The sequence below is a fragment of the Polaribacter sp. IC073 genome (genome assembly GCF_007997075.1).
Taxonomy (GTDB): domain Bacteria; phylum Bacteroidota; class Bacteroidia; order Flavobacteriales; family Flavobacteriaceae; genus Polaribacter.
This window is the reverse complement of sequence record NZ_VORS01000001.1, coordinates 369030-386177: the sequence shown is the minus strand read 5'-3', so window position 1 is coordinate 386177 and position 17148 is coordinate 369030. Positions and strand designations below refer to the sequence as shown.

The 17148-nt window shown below is 31.4% G+C and carries 18 protein-coding genes and 1 pseudogene; 16 read left to right on the top strand and 3 right to left on the bottom strand.

Going from position 1 to position 17148, the window contains the following annotated elements:
* Positions 1 to 2: 2 nt before the first annotated feature.
* From ES045_RS01700 to atpG, 15 genes are all read left to right on the top strand, one after another.
* On the top strand, positions 3 to 686 hold the full coding sequence (locus ES045_RS01700) for a hypothetical protein (protein WP_147111388.1): 684 nt from the start codon (positions 3 to 5) through the stop codon (positions 684 to 686).
* The gene (locus ES045_RS01695; protein WP_147111386.1) at positions 683 to 1384 is read left to right on the top strand and encodes a hypothetical protein; all 702 of its coding nucleotides are present in this window, start codon (positions 683 to 685) and stop codon (positions 1382 to 1384) included. Before ES045_RS01700 ends, ES045_RS01695 begins: the two co-directional genes overlap by 4 nt.
* 12 nt (positions 1385 to 1396) lie before the next feature.
* Positions 1397 to 2104 carry a hypothetical protein gene (locus ES045_RS01690; protein ID WP_147111383.1) on the top strand — a complete coding sequence of 236 codons (708 nt, stop codon included), beginning with the start codon at positions 1397 to 1399 and terminating at the stop codon, positions 2102 to 2104.
* Between the two features lie 52 nt (positions 2105 to 2156).
* On the top strand, positions 2157 to 3623 hold the full coding sequence (locus tag ES045_RS01685) for a DUF5687 family protein (protein ID WP_147111380.1): 1467 nt from the start codon (positions 2157 to 2159) through the stop codon (positions 3621 to 3623).
* Positions 3624 to 3645: 22 nt separating this feature from the next.
* Entirely contained in the window at positions 3646 to 4341 is a 696-nt protein-coding gene (locus ES045_RS01680) for an ABC transporter ATP-binding protein (RefSeq protein WP_147111377.1), read from the top strand.
* 217 nt (positions 4342 to 4558) lie between these two features.
* On the top strand, positions 4559 to 6784 hold the full coding sequence (locus ES045_RS01675) for a tetratricopeptide repeat protein (protein ID WP_147111374.1): 2226 nt from the start codon (positions 4559 to 4561) through the stop codon (positions 6782 to 6784).
* Between the two features lie 2 nt (positions 6785 to 6786).
* Positions 6787 to 7212: a polymer-forming cytoskeletal protein gene (locus tag ES045_RS01670; RefSeq protein ID WP_147111371.1), complete on the top strand. Its 426-nt coding sequence runs from the start codon at positions 6787 to 6789 to the stop codon at positions 7210 to 7212.
* A complete protein-coding gene (locus ES045_RS01665; protein WP_100946807.1) occupies positions 7178 to 7396 on the top strand; it encodes an AtpZ/AtpI family protein in 219 nt (72 codons plus the stop codon). Before ES045_RS01670 ends, ES045_RS01665 begins: the two co-directional genes overlap by 35 nt.
* Positions 7389 to 7778: a DUF6168 family protein gene (locus tag ES045_RS01660; protein ID WP_147111366.1), complete on the top strand. Its 390-nt coding sequence runs from the start codon at positions 7389 to 7391 to the stop codon at positions 7776 to 7778. The genes ES045_RS01665 and ES045_RS01660 overlap by 8 nt, the downstream gene beginning before the upstream one ends.
* A gap of 78 nt (positions 7779 to 7856) precedes the next feature.
* On the top strand, positions 7857 to 8990 hold the full coding sequence (gene atpB, locus ES045_RS01655) for a F0F1 ATP synthase subunit A (RefSeq protein ID WP_147111363.1): 1134 nt from the start codon (positions 7857 to 7859) through the stop codon (positions 8988 to 8990).
* Positions 8991 to 9061: 71 nt separating this feature from the next.
* Entirely contained in the window at positions 9062 to 9250 is a 189-nt protein-coding gene (gene atpE, locus ES045_RS01650; protein ID WP_054727931.1) for an ATP synthase F0 subunit C, read from the top strand.
* A gap of 98 nt (positions 9251 to 9348) precedes the next feature.
* Positions 9349 to 9849 carry a F0F1 ATP synthase subunit B gene (locus tag ES045_RS01645; RefSeq protein WP_147111361.1) on the top strand — a complete coding sequence of 167 codons (501 nt, stop codon included), beginning with the start codon at positions 9349 to 9351 and terminating at the stop codon, positions 9847 to 9849.
* Positions 9850 to 9855: 6 nt separating this feature from the next.
* Entirely contained in the window at positions 9856 to 10413 is a 558-nt protein-coding gene (gene atpH, locus ES045_RS01640) for an ATP synthase F1 subunit delta (RefSeq protein WP_147111358.1), read from the top strand.
* A gap of 21 nt (positions 10414 to 10434) precedes the next feature.
* On the top strand, positions 10435 to 12012 hold the full coding sequence (gene atpA, locus ES045_RS01635) for a F0F1 ATP synthase subunit alpha (protein ID WP_147111356.1): 1578 nt from the start codon (positions 10435 to 10437) through the stop codon (positions 12010 to 12012).
* Positions 12013 to 12061: 49 nt separating this feature from the next.
* The gene (gene atpG / locus ES045_RS01630) at positions 12062 to 12928 is read left to right on the top strand and encodes an ATP synthase F1 subunit gamma (protein WP_147111353.1); all 867 of its coding nucleotides are present in this window, start codon (positions 12062 to 12064) and stop codon (positions 12926 to 12928) included.
* Positions 12929 to 13372: 444 nt separating this feature from the next.
* Here the strand turns inward: atpG and ES045_RS01625 are convergent, their stop codons facing one another.
* On the bottom strand, positions 13373 to 13972 hold the full coding sequence (locus ES045_RS01625; protein WP_147111350.1) for a peptidylprolyl isomerase: 600 nt from the start codon (positions 13970 to 13972) through the stop codon (positions 13373 to 13375).
* 113 nt (positions 13973 to 14085) lie between these two features.
* Positions 14086 to 15627 (bottom strand): aldehyde dehydrogenase family protein, encoded by a 1542-nt coding sequence (locus tag ES045_RS01620; RefSeq protein ID WP_147111347.1) that lies wholly within the window; start codon positions 15625 to 15627, stop codon positions 14086 to 14088.
* 112 nt (positions 15628 to 15739) lie between these two features.
* Here ES045_RS01620 and ES045_RS01615 point away from each other — a divergent pair.
* Positions 15740 to 16798 (top strand): annotated as a pseudogene (locus tag ES045_RS01615) (isoaspartyl peptidase/L-asparaginase family protein).
* Here ES045_RS01615 and ES045_RS01610 read toward each other — a convergent pair.
* Positions 16786 to 17130, bottom strand: coding sequence for a hypothetical protein (locus ES045_RS01610; RefSeq protein WP_147111344.1), 345 nt, complete (start codon positions 17128 to 17130; stop codon positions 16786 to 16788). The pseudogene ES045_RS01615 and the gene ES045_RS01610 overlap by 13 nt on opposite strands.
* Positions 17131 to 17148 lie beyond the last annotated feature (18 nt).

The window sequence follows — 17148 nt, the reverse complement described above, 5'->3', positions numbered from 1 at the left end:
GTATGGAATTAACAAAAGAACAAATACAATTTATAGACCATCGTTTAGAGAACGAGGGTATAGAATATTGGGAGATTAGAATAGAAATGTTAGATCATGTAGTTTCTAATGTTGAGCAAAATTTGACTCCAGAAAATTCTGAATACGAGTTTAAAGAAAAAGTACAGACTGCATTTGTTACTTTAGGCTGGAAAGAGAATTTTAATGGAAGTAATTTTCCAAATACTGATACAGATGCTTGGAAAAATGTAAATAAAGAATACAGAAAAATGTATTCTCTAGGTTTTGTAGCATTTTTTAAGTCTTTTAAAAACATAGGTTTTCTTATTTGTTATTTCTTGATTTTTTTTACAATTTCTAATAATGTAAGTTTGAAGCTATTTAAAAATATAAGTTTAGTTTTATTTATCTTACCAATAGTTATTTTCCTTTGCTATTCAGTAAAAATTTGGATGAAAAAATATGGAAAATCAATTCACTTAAATTATGGTAGTTTCTATTTTTCATTTGCTTTTTTAATGATGAATTTACCAATTATGTTTTTAAAACATACTACACAAAGTAATCAAAAAATAGGTTTAATTATTATAACATCTATCTATTTTATTGCAACTTACTCTGGTTACCAAGTTTATAAAAAAGCAACTTCTAGAGTCGAAAAAATGCGTAAAGAATTATCAGCATGAAACTAACCAACACTCACATAGAAGAACTCTACAAATTCACAAGACAACATTACGTATATCATTACGATGTACAAAGTGAATTGGTAGATCATTTGGCAAATGATATTGAAGAAATTTCAGAAGCATCTCCTAAATTATCCTTTGAAGATGCACGAGACAAGTCATTTAAGAAATTTGGTGTTTTTGGTTTTACGGATGTTGTTGAAAAAAAGAAATCCCAAATGACAAAAAAGTATTTTAAAATAATTTTTAGATTTGTGAAAGAGTGGTTTCGCCTACCTAAAATAATTTTAACTTTTTTATTATTTGTCAGTTTTTATAAATTACAAATAGTACAGAATGCTTATTATGTATATGTTTCCATTTACGGGTTTGTATTGTTTTTAGAGGTTTTTATTATCATAAAAAATAAGAAAAGATCAGCAAAAAAATTTAAAGAAACTGGTAAAAAATGGATGTTTAAAGAAATTATTTTGATAAACGGAATCTTAAATTCTGCATTTTTACTGTTTTATATATTCCTTTATTTTATGCCAAATAATGCTACAGAATTTTTATTAATGGGTAATTTTAGACGTGTTTTTTCAGCGATATTTATTACTACTATTTTAATTTTAGGATATATTACTTTAGTGGTGATCCCCAAAAAAGGCGAAGAACTGTTGCAAGAAACCTATCCAGAATATAAACTTGTTTAATTTTTTAAATTGATGAAGTTATCAGAATTACAAATAGAAGAACTCTACAAATTCACAAGACAACACTACGTATATCATTACGATGTACAAAGTGAGTTGGTAGATCATTTGGCTAATGATATTGAAGAAATTTCAGAAGCAACTCCTAAATTATCCTTTGAAGATGCACGAGACAAGTCATTTAAGAAATTCGGAATTTTTGGTTTTACAGATGTTGTTGAAGCTAAGCAAAAACAGATGAATAAACGTTACCGTAAAATTCTGTGGCGTTTTTTTAAAGAATGGTTTACAGTTCCTAAAATTATTATTACTACAACTATTTTTCTATCATTATTTTTCTTTTTTAAAATTCAATATTCTGAATATCTTCTCTTAGGAGCCCTATTTATTTTAACAGGTTTCGATTTGTTTAATCAAATAAAAGCAAGAAGAACTCAAAAAAAGAAGGTAGAAAAAAAGGACAAAGTTTTTTTATTAGAAGATATGATTGGGCAAACAAGAGGTGTTTTCTCTTGGCTTGTTTTTGTTAATATTTTCAACACTATTAATGCTTTTAAAATTTCCTTTAGTTCAATGGAAAACCACTGGTTACTACTTGTTTCTTTTTCTGCTACATTAATAATTTTGTTGTTTTATGTTACGGCTTATTTAATACCACAAAAAGCCGAAGAATTGCTAATTGAAACGTATCCAGAATACAAACTTGTAAAAAGTTTGTAACAAATTGTAGTTTTAAACTACTTATTACCAATCAAACTAATTTACTAAACTTATGACTGTACGCTTTTTAAAATTAGAATGGAAGCAATTTTTTCGTTCGGCATCTTTTGGAAAAGGCATTGCTTTAAAAATAATTATGGCTTTTTTAGCTCTTTATTTTATAGTTTCCTTTTTAGCAATTGGTGTTGGTGGTTATTATATTCTAAAGAAAGAATTTCCAGAATCAGACCCGCTACAACTTGTAAATGGGTATTTACTCTATGCAGTTTTAGGAGATTTAATTTTTAGATATCTCATGCAGAAATTGCCCGTAATGAATATTAAACCATTATTAATGCTACCAATTAAGAGAAGTAAGTTGGTGCATTATATTTTGGCAAAATCTTCGTTTTCTTTCTTCAATTTTTTAGGATTGTTTTTCTACATTCCTTTTGCAATTGTTTTAATTAAAGAAGGTTATGACGTAGCGGGTGTTTTAGGTTGGTTGTTTACTATTATTTTAATGATTCAAGCTGTGAATTTCTTAAATTTTTTAATCAATAAAAATAATATTGCTTTAGGTGCAATTGTGGTTATTTTAGTTTCGTTAATTGGTTTGCAAAAGTTTGGCATTTATGATGTAAGTGCATTTGGTGGGCAAGTCTTTGACGCTGTATATGCAAATCCTATGTTTTCTTTAATTGGCGTTGCCATTTTAGCAATCTTATATAATTTAAACTATAAACAATTAAGAAATCTTGTTTATTTAGATGAAGCCGTTTCTCAAAAAGTAGAAGAAGCAACTTCGGCAGATTTATCTTTTGCCGATAAATTAGGAGATGTAGCGCCATTTATAAAAAACGACATGCGTTTAATTTGGAGAAACAAAAGAACAAAAACGGTCTTTTTAATGTCGTTCTTATTTCTTTTTTATGGGTTGATTTTCTTCACTCAGAAATCGCTTAATGAAGTACCAGCAATGTTAATGTTTGCGTCGTTATTTATTACGGGTGGTTTTGCGTTAAATTATGGTCAGTTTATTCCTGCCTGGGACAGCGCACACTATAAGATGTTAATGAGTCAGAGTTTTAAATACAGAAAGTTCTTAGAGTCTAAATGGATTTTAATGGTGGTGATGACTTCCTTTTTATATTTATTAAGTTTCCCTTATTTATATTTCGGATTAGATATTTTCTTAATGATTACTGCTGGCGCAATATTTAACATCGGCTTTAATTCACTTTTCTTATTATACGCAGGTTCGTTTAATAGAAAAAGAATCGACTTAAATAAAAGTGGATTTGGAAACACACAAGGTACAAGTGCCACACAATTTCTAATTATTATTCCTCTAATGCTTTTGCCAATGTTACTTTTTTGGGTTTTCGACAAGTTTGTTGGCGGAAATTCTGGGTATATTGTTGTTGCAGCAATTGGTGTTATCGGCTTGCTTTGTAAAAAATATGCGCTCAATTTTATAGAGAAAAAGTATATAAAAAATAAATACGTTATGATTAACGCTTTTGGAAAAGAAGCATAGTTTCAACTTAAAAGAAAATACAATGATTACAATAGATACAATTTCAAAAAAATACGGGAAAACAGAAGTTTTAAATGTAGAAAAAGTAGCCATACCAACAGGCCAAAGTTTTGGTTTGGTAGGAAATAATGGTGCAGGAAAAACAACATTATTTAACATACTTTTAGATCTAATTAGACCAACAACAGGTTCGGTTACGAACAACAATATTGTAGTTAGCCAAAGTGAAGATTGGAAAAATTTTACAGGTTCTTTTATTGATGAATCTTTTCTGATAACCTATTTAACACCAGAAGAATATTTTGATTTTATAGGTGATTTAAGAGGAATGAACACAGCAGATGTTGCTAGTTTTATTGCTCAGTTTGAAGATTTCTTTAACGGAGAAATTATTGGAAAGAAGAAATATTTAAGAGATTTAAGTAAAGGAAATCAGAAAAAAGCAGGAATTGTGGCTGCTATGATGGGAAATCCGAAAGTTGTAATCTTAGATGAACCTTTTGCAAATCTAGACCCAACAACTCAAATTAGATTAAAACAAATCATTAAAAAACTAACAGAAAATAAAGAAGTTACTGTTTTAGTTTCGAGTCACGATTTAACACACGTAACCGAAGTTTGCGAGCGTATTGTGGTTTTAGATAAAGGGATTGTTGTAAAAGACATAAAAACATCCGAAGAAACTTTAAAAGAATTAGAAAGCTATTTTGCGTTGTAGGTAAATAATTGCCATTGGCAGGAACAAAGCAATCTCTCTATTAATTAGCGGTTGCCTTGTTTCTAGTAATGAACAAAGGTTTCATTTTAAAATAATAAGAGATAAAAAACACAATTATCACTCACTTTTCTCTCTATTCTTATTTTATCACTATTTTTACATGCTTACTTATACTATTTTCATAAGAAATTAGTTTGATATAAGAGTTTTTTAATTTATGAAACACATCAAAAAAATACTTCTTTTTACTGTTATTCTCTTAACAGCCTATGCTTGTAGCACCAAAAAAGATACTGTTCTTAGTAGAAATTACCATGCATTAACATCGCATTTTAATATTTTATTTAACGGTGAAGAAGCTTTTGAAAAAGGAATTGAAGCTATTAATCAAGGTTATAAAGACGATTGGTTTCAGCAATTACCCATAGAACCAATTGTCTTTGATGATCGTAAAATTGTGGCACCCACTTTTAAAAATAATGGTCCTGGAGCAGGTTTTGGAGGAGATGAAAACGAAGAAGCTACAAATAAACCATCTGGTCCTTTTGAAAAAGCAGAAGAAAAAGCAGTAAAAGCAATTCAGAGACATGGCATGAACATTAATGGTTTAGAGAGAAACCGTCAAATAGATGATGCTTATTTGTTGTTAGGAAAAGCACGTTATTATTCACAGCGTTTTGTTCCAGCAGTAGAGGCTTTTAATTACGTAATCGCAAACTACCCAGATGCAAATTTAATTGCAGAAACTAAAATTTGGCGTGCAAAAGCAAACATTAGAATGAATAATGAAGAATTTGCAATTGAAACCTTAAAACTTTTATTAGTAGTAAAAGATACTTTAGAAGTGGATTTACCAGACGAAATAAAGGAGCAAGCAAATACTGCTTTGGCAATGGCTTATATGCAGTCAGACAGTTTACAAAAAGCGAAAAACCACTTAACACGAGCTATTAGAACTCAAAAAAATAAAGCGCAAGCCGCAAGAAATATGTTTGTGCTGGGGCAGTTATATGCCAATGAGAATAAAAAAGATTCTGCAGCAATAGTGTTCAATCAATTAACAGCATTTAGAAAAGCGCCTTATAAATATAAAATTCACGCAAATATAGAATTGGCAAAAAATGCAGCGAATGATTCGCTTTCATCTAGTGTTTTAAAGAAATTATTAAAACTGATTAAAGATAGAGACAACAGACCTTATTTAGATCAATTGTATTATCAGGTTGGTGCTTTGCATGAGAAAAAAGATAGCATTTCACTAGCCTTAGAATATTACAATAAGTCTTTAAGAGCCGAATACGGAGAGGACAAACAAAAGAGTTTTACTTATGAGAACTTAGGTGATTTGTATTTTAAAAACGCAGCATACCAATTTGCAAGTAGTTATTATGACAGTGTTTTAAATGTTTCTAATGATACTTTAAGTTTGCGAGTTAGGCGCGTAAAAAGAAAATATAAAAACTTAGCTTCTTTAATTAAGTTTGAAGAGGTAGTTGCCGTAAATGATAGTATTGTTAGAATTGCATCTTTGTCTAAAACAGCCCAAGAGGCATTTTTTCAAAAGTATATAGAAGACTTAAAAAAGAAGGATGAAGAAGCTGCGCAGTTAAGATTAAATCAGATTTCTTTCGGCAGTACAACAGGTTTTTTACAATCGGCAAATAAAGGGAAATGGTATTTTTACAATACTCAAACGCTCGGTTTTGGTAAAACGGAATTTCAGAAAATTTGGGGAGATAGAAAGTTAGAAGATAATTGGCGTTGGTCTGCAAGTGAAACTTTTGGTGGTGTAGATAAAGATTCTGTAGCAATTGTTGTAAAAGATACCAGGTATGATTTGGCTAGTTATCTAGAAACTATTCCAACAGAAAAACAAAAAATAGATACTTTAAAGATTGATAGAAATCAGGCTTTATATGAATTAGGTTTAATTTATAAAGAGCAGTTTAAGAATCCGGGTTTAGCAATCAAAAGATTAGAAAGAGTAGCCGAATTAAACCCAAGAAAAGAATTAGTGCTTCCAATTAACTGGCATTTATACCAGGTTTATAAAGATTTAGGTGAAATAGAAAAAGCTACTATTTATAAAGATGTAATCCTTACAAAATATGCTACTACAGTTTTCGCTCAAATTATAAAAAATCCTGAGAAAAAATTTGAAGAAGATGAAAAGGTAAATGAGATCGAAGAAAGTTATAAGAAATTATACTATTTATATAAAAAAGGAGCGTACAAAGAAGTTTTAGTAAATATAAATAAAGCGTTACCAACAATTACCAACTCTAAACTAAAACCGAAATTCGAGCTTTTAAAAGCCTATGCAATTGGCAAATATTTAGATAAAGAAATTTATAAAGAAGCATTAGAATTTGTAGCAATTAACTATGGAAATACAGAAGAAGGGGAGAAAGCAAAGGAAATCTTAAAACAATTAAACAGATAGTTATGTTTAAAAATAAGGATAAGAAACAAGAAATGCAAAAAGGAAAACCTAGAACTATGGAAAGAAACGTTATTGCAAAAAACTCAACATTTGTAGGAGATATTACATCAGACGGAGACTTTAGAATTGATGGTGTTTTAGAAGGGATTTTAAAAACTAAAGGTAGAGTTATTATTGGTGTAGAAGGTTTAATTAAAGGGAATGTAGAATGTGCAAACGCAGATATAGAAGGTGCGTTTTCTGGCCAACTTTCTGTAGCAAACACATTAACAATAAAAGCGACTGCAAACATATCTGGAGACGTTGTTATAGGTAAACTATCTATAGAGCCAGGAGCAACATTTAATGCAACCTGTGCAATGAAAGGAGCTTTAAAAGAATTAAACAAAGCACATGAAACAAAAAAATACGCAGAAAAAACCGCTTAATAAAGCGATTCAACTTTCTGGAGCAGGTTTGCAAATGGGGTTGACTATTTATTTAGGTTTTCTATTAGGAGAATGGTTAGATAAAAAATTTACAACTACTTTTTTAACGGCAACAATTACTCTAATTGCTGTTTTCATAGCAACATATGCACTTATTAAACAAGCAAATAAAATAAATGATTAAAAGGGTTTTAAGCATACTTTTAGTTTTTATTGCCTTATATTTTGTTGGCGTGTTTATACATACCGAAATTTTAGAAAATATAGGAATAACTGTTCCTTTTTCCATAAAGAAATTGTACCAATTCCATGCAGGTTTTTCTATACTAGTTTGTATTAATATAGTACTCTTACATACTGTTAATAAGTTGCTAGAGCAACTAGGTTTTATATACTTAGGAACCATGTTAATAAAAATAGTGTTGTTTTCGGCAACCTTTTATCAAGCTATAATTAAAGGGGAAAACTTAGCAACAGCTGCAAAACTATCACTGTTAGTGCCGACATTTATTTTTTTATTAACAGAAGTGTTTTTTGTTGTGAAAATAATGAACAGAAAGCATTAAATTTTATTTTTAAAAAAAAGTTTGTACTTTTGAATTATTGCGTACCTTTGCGGCGAATTTAGAAAGCGTATTTTTACAATGAAGATTGCACAAAAAACAATCAGGTTTCTTACAATAGCAGTAATAGCGGTTATTACAAGTACAACTTTTGCATCAGAAGCAGACAGAAAAGACCATCCCCAAAAAGACGGTGGTCAAGTAAATACTCAAGCAGAAGTAAAGGCTTATATTAAACATCACCTTAAAGACTCTCACGACTTTACGTTTTTCTCGTATTCGACAGATTCAGGAGAAAGAAAGCACTTTGGGTTTTCTTTACCAGTAATTATTTGGTCAAGTGAAGGTTTGGTTGCTTTTATGTCATCAGAATTTCATCATAATGATGATGGTCATGTAATTGTAGAGAAGAAAGGATTAAAATTCGCGAAGATTCATAGCCAGATTTATGAAATAGATAAAGGAGCTACCGTTGTTTCTTTTGACGAAGCGCATCATGCAACAAATGCACACAAAACGCTAGATTTTTCAATTACTAAAAGCGTTGTAGGTATTTTATTTGCAGGTCTTTTAATGTTTTTAGGATTCTCTAGATTAGCAAAACAATACAAAACAAGAGAAGTGCCAAAAGGTTTCGGACGTGTTTTAGAACCTCTAGTTATTTACGTTAGAGACGAAATAGCAAGACCAAATATAGGCGAAAAGAAATATAAAAAGTTCATGAGCTTTTTATTAACGGTGTTTTTCTTTATTTGGATTTTGAACTTATTAGGCTTAACTCCATTAGGTTTTAATGTAACAGGGCAAATAGCAGTAACAGTTTGTTTGGCATTATTTACAATGGTAATTTACTTAACAAATGGTACTAGAGATTTTTGGGCACATACATTATGGATGCCAGGTGTACCTTATATTTTAAGACCAATATTAGCAATAATAGAATTGGCAGGTTTTATTTTAATTAAGCCATTCTCATTATTGGTGCGTTTGTTTGCAAATATTACAGCAGGTCACTTTGTAGTTATGAGTTTAATTGCATTAATGGTAACATTAAAAGAAGCATTCGGTCCCGTAGCATCTACAGGAATATCTTTAGCATTGGCTTTGTTTATCATGGTTATTGAAATTTTAGTAGCCTTTTTACAAGCATTTATTTTTACGATGTTATCATCGTTATTTATTGGGATGGCTGTTGAAGAACACGAGCATCATTAAAATCTTAACGAAAGTTGAGTATAGAAGAGAATTAGAATTTGTTTAATTAATATATTTAAAAATCAATTAGTATGTACAATTTAATTGGAGCAGGATTAATCGTAATCGGAGGAGGAATTGGATTAGGTCAAATCGGTGGTAAAGCAATGGAAAGTATTGCGCGTCAACCTGAAGCAGCTGGTAAAATTCAAACTGCAATGATCATCATTGGTGCCTTATTAGAAGGTTTAGCATTTGGTGCATTAATCTTAGGGAAATAGTAATTTCCTAAAAAAAGAACAAAAACACTTTTCTGTAACGGTTGGTTACAGAAGGTGTTTTTAAATTAAACAAAAAAACAATATAATTAGTTTATAGAATGGAAACTTTATTAAACGATTTTTCACCAGGGTTGTTCTTTATGCAACTTGTTATCTTAATAATTTTATTATTTTTGATGAAAAAATTTGCTTGGAAGCCAATTTTAAATTCATTAGAAGAAAGAGAAACAGGTATTGAAGATGCCTTAAAAGCTGCTGAAAATGCACGTAAAGAAATGCAGAATTTGCAAGCAGATAATGATAGGTTAATCAAAGAAGCTAGAGCAGAAAGAGATGCAATGATGAAGGAAGCTAGAGAAATTAAAGACAGTATAATTTCTGAAGCGAAAGAAGATGCAAAAGAAGTTACTTCTGCTTTAATAGAAAAAGCACAAGCATCTATTCAGCAAGAAAAGCAATCTGCACTGGCCGAAATTAAAAAGAGCGTTGCAGAATTGTCTATTGGTATTGCAGAAACTGTAATTAAGAAAGAATTATCTAATAAGAAAGATCAACTAGAATTAGTTGAAGGAATCTTAAAGGATGTTACTTTAAATTAAGCATAAATGAAAGACGGAAGAGCAGCATTACGTTACGCCAAAGCAATCTTAAATCTTGCAACAGACTCTAAGTCTGAATTTGCAGTTAATGATGATATGTCATTAATAGCTGCTACAATTGCAGAGAATAAAGATTTAGAGGTAATGTTAAGAAGCCCTATTGTTAAAGCAACAGACAAAATTAATGTTCTAAATGCATTGTTTGACGGTAAGGTAAATAACATTACATTAGGCATGTTTCACTTATTAAAAGACAATAAGAGAATTGCAATGTTAAAATCGATTGCTTTAAAATATGCAATTGTTTTTGATCACTTAAAGCACACACAAGTTGCCGTGGTAACTACAGCAGTTGCTTTAACTGAAGAGGTAGAGAAGTTAGTTTTAGATAAAATTGTAACTTTAACAGGTCTAAAAGCAAATTTAGAAAATGTTATAAATCCGGCTATTTTAGGAGGGTTTATTTTACGTGTTGGAGATGTGCAATATGACGCAAGTATCTCTAATTATTTAAACGAATTAAGAAAAGAATTTGACAATAGTCATTTCATTCCAAAAATTTAATTTTACATCAAATCATATAAGATGGCAAGTATTAAACCAGCTGAAGTTTCAGCAATTTTAAAGCAACAGTTAACAAATTTCGAAACGAAAGCTACTTTAAACGAAGTAGGAACTGTTTTACAAGTAGGTGATGGTATCGCACGTGTTTACGGTCTATCTAATGTTCAATATGGTGAGCTAGTACAATTCGAAGACGGATTAGAAGGTATCGTATTAAACTTAGAAGAAGACAACGTAGGTGTTGTATTATTAGGTGCATCAACTGCAATTAGAGAAGGTTCTACGGTAAAACGTACAGAAAGAATTGCTTCTTTAAAAACAGGTGAAGGAATTGTAGGACGTGTTGTAGATACTTTAGGGAATCCTATCGATGGTAAAGGACCGATTGAAGGAACTACTTATGAAATGCCTTTAGAGCGCAGAGCGCCAGGTGTTATCTATAGAGAGCCGGTTACAGAACCATTACAAACTGGTATTAAATCTATTGATGCAATGATTCCTGTTGGTAGAGGTCAACGTGAGTTAATCATTGGAGACAGACAAACAGGTAAATCTACCGTTGCTTTAGATACTATTTTAAATCAAAAAGAATTTTACGATGCTGGTGAAACAGTATATTGTATATATGTAGCTATCGGTCAGAAAGCTTCTACAGTTGCAGCAATTGCAAATATGTTAGAAGAAAAAGGCGCAATGGCGTATACTACAATCGTAGCAGCAAATGCATCAGATCCTGCAGCAATGCAAGTATATGCACCATTTGCTGGAGCTGCAATTGGAGAATTTTTTAGAGATACTGGTAGACCAGCCTTAATTGTTTTTGATGATTTATCTAAACAAGCAGTTGCATACCGTGAAATTTCTTTATTATTAAGAAGACCACCGGGGCGTGAAGCATATCCAGGAGATGTATTTTACTTACACTCAAGATTATTAGAAAGAGCTGCAAAAGTTATTAATGATGACAAGATAGCAAGTGAAATGAACGATTTACCAGATTCTATGAAAGGAATTGTAAAAGGTGGAGGTTCTTTAACTGCATTGCCAATTATTGAAACACAAGCAGGTGATGTATCAGCATACATTCCAACAAACGTAATTTCGATTACAGATGGTCAAATTTTCTTAGATGGAGATTTATTTAACTCTGGTGTTCGTCCAGCAATTAACGTAGGTATTTCTGTATCTCGTGTTGGTGGTAACGCTCAGATTAAAGCAATGAAAAAAGTATCTGGTACTTTAAAATTAGATCAAGCGCAGTATCGTGAACTAGAAGCGTTTGCTAAGTTTGGTTCAGATTTAGATGCTGCAACAATGAGTGTTATTTCTAAAGGACAACGTAATGTTGAAATTTTAAAACAAGCACAAAATGATCCTTTCTCTGTAGAAGATCAAATTGCAATTATCTATGCTGGTTCTAAGAACTTATTAAGAGATGTTCCTGTAAACCAAGTAAAGAAATTCGAAAAAGAATATATCGAATACTTAAACGCAAAACATAGAGATACTTTAGATGTATTGAAATCTGGTAAATTAACACCAGAAACTATTGCTGTCTTAGAAGCAGCAGCTGAAAAAATATCGAAGCATTTTGCTTAACATATAGTTGTGATTCCCGTGAAAGCGGGAATTTCAAAATTCCAATAGCATGGCAAACTTAAAAGAAATACGTAATAGAATTACTTCTATTAAATCAACAATGCAGATTACATCTGCCATGAAAATGGTATCTGCTGCAAAATTGAAAAAAGCACAAGATGCAATTACGGCAATGAGACCATATTCATCTAAACTAACTGAATTGTTGCAAAATTTAAGTGCAACTTCAGAAGGTGATGTTGGTGGAACCTATTCTAAAGAGAGAGAAATTTCTAAGGTTTTATTAGTGGTTATTACTTCTAATAGAGGTTTATGTGGAGGTTTTAATTCTTCTATCACTAAAACAACTGTAAGAACAATCGAAGAAAAATACAGTGATGTTGAAGTAGATTTATTTGCGATCGGTAAGAAAGGTGGTGATGTTTTGTCTAAACAATATAACATTGTTGCAACTAGAAATGATATTTTCGACGATTTAACTTTTGATAATGTAGCAGCAGTTGCAGAAAAGTTAATGGAACTATATGTTGATGGTACTTATGACAAAATAGAACTTGTTTACAATCAATTTAAGAATGCAGCAACACAATTGCCACAAGTAGAGCAATTTTTACCTATTAAACCTATTGAAGGTGGAGATGTAAATGCAGCTAATTCTGATTATATTTTTGAGCCTTCTAAAGAAGAAATTGTGGAAGCTTTGATTCCTAAATCTTTAAAAACTCAATTATATAAAGCATTAAGAGATAGTTTTGCTTCAGAACACGGAGCAAGAATGACTGCAATGCACAAAGCAACAGACAACGCAACCGATTTAAGAGACGATTTATTGTTGACTTATAACAAAGCACGTCAAGCAGCTATTACCAATGAAATTTTAGAAATTGTTGGTGGAGCAGAAGCTTTAAAAAATTAAGTTATATAAAATTTATAATATTTAAAAAGACTGGTTTATTCCAGTCTTTTTTTTTGCATCCATTTTAAAAAAAAAATTGTTGCTTCATTCGTTTTAGCACAAGAACTTATTCTTAACAAAAGAAGCGGGTATTAAAATGTATTCTCCACACTGTACGCTTCGTTTAGAGAAGCTAGGTGTTTAAAAACAACCTATTGTAAAAACAGTAGAATGAAGTTGAATAGCACTGAGCTTAACGGTAATTTTTTATTTGTAAAATTTAAAATAATTCCTCTACTTCCATTAGATTGAAATTTACAAGATGATATTTATAAATTGAATTTAATTCCTTGTTCTAAAGACAACTCATCAGAATAACTAATAGTATTTTTATGTTTCCTAACGTATATGTCAAGCATCAGGTCTAGAATTTACATTCATTACTAGTTTCTTTTTCCAAGGATGTTAAAGCATTGCTTTGGTTAAATGATTCATCCCTTTTGGATACACTTTTTCCAATTCAGACGTTTTCATTTTAATCATATTTACATTTAGTGAAATAGCTGTAAGTGGTGTGTTTGTAGAATCGCGTTGTACATTTATAATGGCAGCTACAATATCCATACCCTTAATTACTTTCCCGAAAATGGTATAATCACCATCTAACCTACTTAAACCTTCTTTATTATGAACAATGTAAAACTGACATCTAGCAGAAAGTTTTTTCGGGTTGTCATCTCTACCAGCACCTACAGCACCATATTCATGAACTAATTTATCATTAAATTCTGGTTCTAATAAATACTCAGGGTCTGTAAAACCTTCAGGTGTATCTGGGCACCCGCCTTGAGCAACGAAATTTGGAATTACACGATTAAATGTATAATTTTCCCAATAGCCATCATTTGCTAATTGTGTAAAACTTGCTTTGTGATTTGGTGTTTCATCATGTAACCAAATTAGAATTTCTCCTTTTGGCGTTATAATCTGACCGACATCGTATGTTTTTTCTGATTTACATGATAACATGCCTAGCATAATAAATAAGTAAATAATTTTTTTCATAAATAATTTATTTTTGTGCACATAAAAATAGACATAATACTTTAATTACCTTCTTCAAACAAAAAAACCACCTCAATTGAGATGGTTTTTATTGTTAAATAATAAGAATCAGTTTACAAATCGAACTTTATTCCTTGTGCTAAAGGCAACTCATCAGAATAATTAATAGTATTTGTTTGTCTTCTCATGTATACTTTCCAAGCATCTGAACCAGATTCACGGCCACCACCAGTTTCTTTTTCACCACCAAAAGCACCACCAATTTCTGCCCCAGAAGTACCAATATTTACATTTGCGATACCACAATCTGAACCAGCATAAGACAAGAACTTCTCAGCTTCTTTTAATTCATTGGTCATAATAGCAGATGATAAACCTTGCGCAACACCATTTTGTTGTTGAATAGCATTTTCTACTTCACCAGAATATTTCATTAAGTATAAAATAGGCGCAAAAGTTTCGTGTTGCACAATTTCAAAATGATTTTCAGCTTCAATAATTGCTGGTTTAACGTAACAACCACTTTCGTAGCCTTTTCCTTCTAGAACACCACCTTCAACTAACACATTTCCACCTTCAGATTTCGCTTTTTCAATAGCAGCTAAATACGTATTTACAGAGTCTTTATCTATTAATGGCCCTACATGGTTGCTTTCGTCTAAAGGGTTTCCAATTTTAATTTGTCCGTAAGCACCAACAATTGCATCTCTTACTTTATCATACACAGATTCGTGAATAATAAGTCTTCTTGTAGAAGTACAACGTTGTCCGCATGTTCCAACAGCACCAAAAACAGCGCCAGGAACCACTACTTTTAAATCTGCAGTTGGCGTAATAATAATAGCGTTATTTCCTCCTAACTCTAACAAAGATTTTCCGAAACGTTGCGCAACAGTTGCACCAACAATTCTACCCATTTTGGTAGAACCCGTTGCAGAAACTAACGGAATACGAGTATCACTCGTCATCATTTCACCAACTTTGTAATCTCCGTTTATAATACTAGAAATTCCTTCTGGTAAGTTGTTTTCTTTTATAACTTCGGCAATAATATTCTGACAAGCAACAGTGCATAAAGGTGCTTTTTCAGAACCTTTCCAAACACACACATCACCACAAATCCATGCTAATGAGGTGTTCCAAGCCCAAACAGCAACAGGAAAATTAAATGCAGAGATAATACCAACCACACCAATCGGGTGCCACTGCTCTCTCATTACATGTCCTGGGCGTTCAGACGGTATTGTTTGGCCGTTTAACTGTCTAGACAAACCAACTGCAAAATCGCAGATGTCTATCATTTCTTGTACTTCACCCAAACCTTCTTGGTAACTTTTGCCCATTTCATAAGAAACCAATTTACCAAGTGCTTCTTTTTTTTCTCTTAATTTATTACCAAACTGACGTACAATTTCTCCTCTTTGTGGAGCAGGCATATCTCTAAATGATAAAAAAGCTTTTGTTGCTGCTTCCATCACTTTTTCATAGTCTTCTTTTGTAGTAGATTTTACTTTTCCAATGAGCTTTCCATCAACAGGAGAGTAACTTTCTAGGACTTCTCCATTAGAAAAATTATTAGAACCTGTAGAAGTTCCGTTATTTATGTCTTTTAAATCGAGTTCTTGTAATGCTTCTTTTATTCCAAAGTCTGTCATTTTGTAGTTCCGTTTAAGTTGTTTAATTTAGAAGTTCGAATTTACGAATTATTTTACATATAAATAAATTAAACAAAAAACATAATTATTGTTTAATTTTAAACACAAAGTTATGAAGCAATTATTTTTAACGACAGTAGTATTATTAATTTTTTTAGGATGTAAAAATGACGTAGCATCCTCTTCCGAAGAAAAAAAAGCACCTACAAAATAAAATGAATTTGCAATTATAATTCATGGAGGCGCAGGAACTATTTTAAAGAAAAACTTATCCGAAGAAAAAGAAAAAGCATACAAAATAAAATTAGAAGAAGCAATTAGAACTGGTTATAGCATTCTTAAAAACGGAGGAACAAGTCAAGAAGCAGTTGTTAAAACGATACAGGTAATGGAAGCATCTCCGTTATTTAATGCAGGAAAAGGCGCTGTTTTTACCCATGAGGAAACCAACGAATTAGATGCTTCTTTTATGGATGGTAAAACTTTAAATGCTGGTGCAGTTGCTGGTGTAAAAAATGTAAAAAGTCCGATTGAATTGGCTGTGAAAATTATGACAGATTCAGATCATGTGATGCTTTCAGGAGAAGGAGCATCTATATTTGCAAAAGAAAAAGGTTTAGAAATTGTTGACCCTAGTTATTTTTATACAGAAAAACGATTTCAATCGCTTCAAAGAATAAAAAATAAAACAACAACGGCATTAGATCACGACGATAAAAAAGCTGCTTTTTATGATGCAGATATTAAGAATGCAAAATTTGGTACCGTTGGTTGTGTTGCCCTAGATAAAGAAGGAAATATTGCTGCAGGAACCTCTACTGGTGGAATGACAAATAAACGTTGGGGAAGAATTGGTGATGCGCCAATTATTGGTTCTGGTACGTATGCAAATAATTTAACTTGCGGAGTTTCCTCTACAGGCTGGGGAGAATATTTTATTAGAAGTCAAGTAGCGTATGATATTTCTGCTCAAATGGAATATCAACAAAAAACGCTAAAGGAGGCTACAAAAGATGTGATTCAGAATAAGTTAACAAAACTTGGTGGTACGGGCGGCGTTGTTGCTTTAGACAAAAACGGAAACATGTCTTTTGAGTTTAATACCGCTGGAATGTACCGAGCTTCTATGAATGATAAGGGTGATTTAGTTGTAAAAATCTACAAAGAATAAGCTAACCATTCTTTAGGGATTGGCTTTAAATCTAAATATTTAACTTCAGATTTTATCTTTTTACTAAAACCTAAGCGAGATATTTTTGGTACAGATAAATGAATATTGTTTTTCTTATTGATGAGTACCAAAGCTTCTCTTATAGTTCTTTTAGAGCATAAGACTAAGCTATTCATCATTGCGTTCGATTCCTCTTTTAGATCGTAGAAATCTACAAAAAAAGAAGGTTTATTATCTTTGTAAATAATCCACTGTGAATTCTTCTTTACCGGAAGCTCTAAAATCTCTTTTGTACCGCTTAAAGTTCTGTAAGTTGTTGCAAGTAGTTCCATTGTTCTTTTTATTTTTAT

Bases quoted from the DNA above. Each gene is read 5' to 3' on its own strand.
- ES045_RS01625 (WP_147111350.1), bottom strand. From the start codon at position 13,972: ATGAAAAAAATTATTTACTTATTTATTATGCTAGGCATGTTATCATGT.
- atpA (WP_147111356.1), top strand. From the start codon at position 10,435: ATGGCAAGTATTAAACCAGCTGAAGTTTCAGCAATTTTAAAGCAACAG.
- ES045_RS01695 (WP_147111386.1), top strand. From the start codon at position 683: ATGAAACTAACCAACACTCACATAGAAGAACTCTACAAATTCACAAGA.
- ES045_RS01685 (WP_147111380.1), top strand. From the start codon at position 2,157: ATGACTGTACGCTTTTTAAAATTAGAATGGAAGCAATTTTTTCGTTCG.
- ES045_RS01670 (WP_147111371.1), top strand. From the start codon at position 6,787: ATGTTTAAAAATAAGGATAAGAAACAAGAAATGCAAAAAGGAAAACCT.
- ES045_RS01690 (WP_147111383.1), top strand. From the start codon at position 1,397: ATGAAGTTATCAGAATTACAAATAGAAGAACTCTACAAATTCACAAGA.
- ES045_RS01620 (WP_147111347.1), bottom strand. From the start codon at position 15,627: ATGACAGACTTTGGAATAAAAGAAGCATTACAAGAACTCGATTTAAAA.
- ES045_RS01645 (WP_147111361.1), top strand. From the start codon at position 9,349: ATGGAAACTTTATTAAACGATTTTTCACCAGGGTTGTTCTTTATGCAA.
- ES045_RS01660 (WP_147111366.1), top strand. From the start codon at position 7,389: ATGATTAAAAGGGTTTTAAGCATACTTTTAGTTTTTATTGCCTTATAT.
- atpE (WP_054727931.1), top strand. From the start codon at position 9,062: ATGTACAATTTAATTGGAGCAGGATTAATCGTAATCGGAGGAGGAATT.
- ES045_RS01680 (WP_147111377.1), top strand. From the start codon at position 3,646: ATGATTACAATAGATACAATTTCAAAAAAATACGGGAAAACAGAAGTT.
- ES045_RS01610 (WP_147111344.1), bottom strand. From the start codon at position 17,130: ATGGAACTACTTGCAACAACTTACAGAACTTTAAGCGGTACAAAAGAG.
- ES045_RS01665 (WP_100946807.1), top strand. From the start codon at position 7,178: ATGAAACAAAAAAATACGCAGAAAAAACCGCTTAATAAAGCGATTCAA.
- atpG (WP_147111353.1), top strand. From the start codon at position 12,062: ATGGCAAACTTAAAAGAAATACGTAATAGAATTACTTCTATTAAATCA.
- atpB (WP_147111363.1), top strand. From the start codon at position 7,857: ATGAAGATTGCACAAAAAACAATCAGGTTTCTTACAATAGCAGTAATA.
- ES045_RS01700 (WP_147111388.1), top strand. From the start codon at position 3: ATGGAATTAACAAAAGAACAAATACAATTTATAGACCATCGTTTAGAG.
- ES045_RS01675 (WP_147111374.1), top strand. From the start codon at position 4,559: ATGAAACACATCAAAAAAATACTTCTTTTTACTGTTATTCTCTTAACA.
- atpH (WP_147111358.1), top strand. From the start codon at position 9,856: ATGAAAGACGGAAGAGCAGCATTACGTTACGCCAAAGCAATCTTAAAT.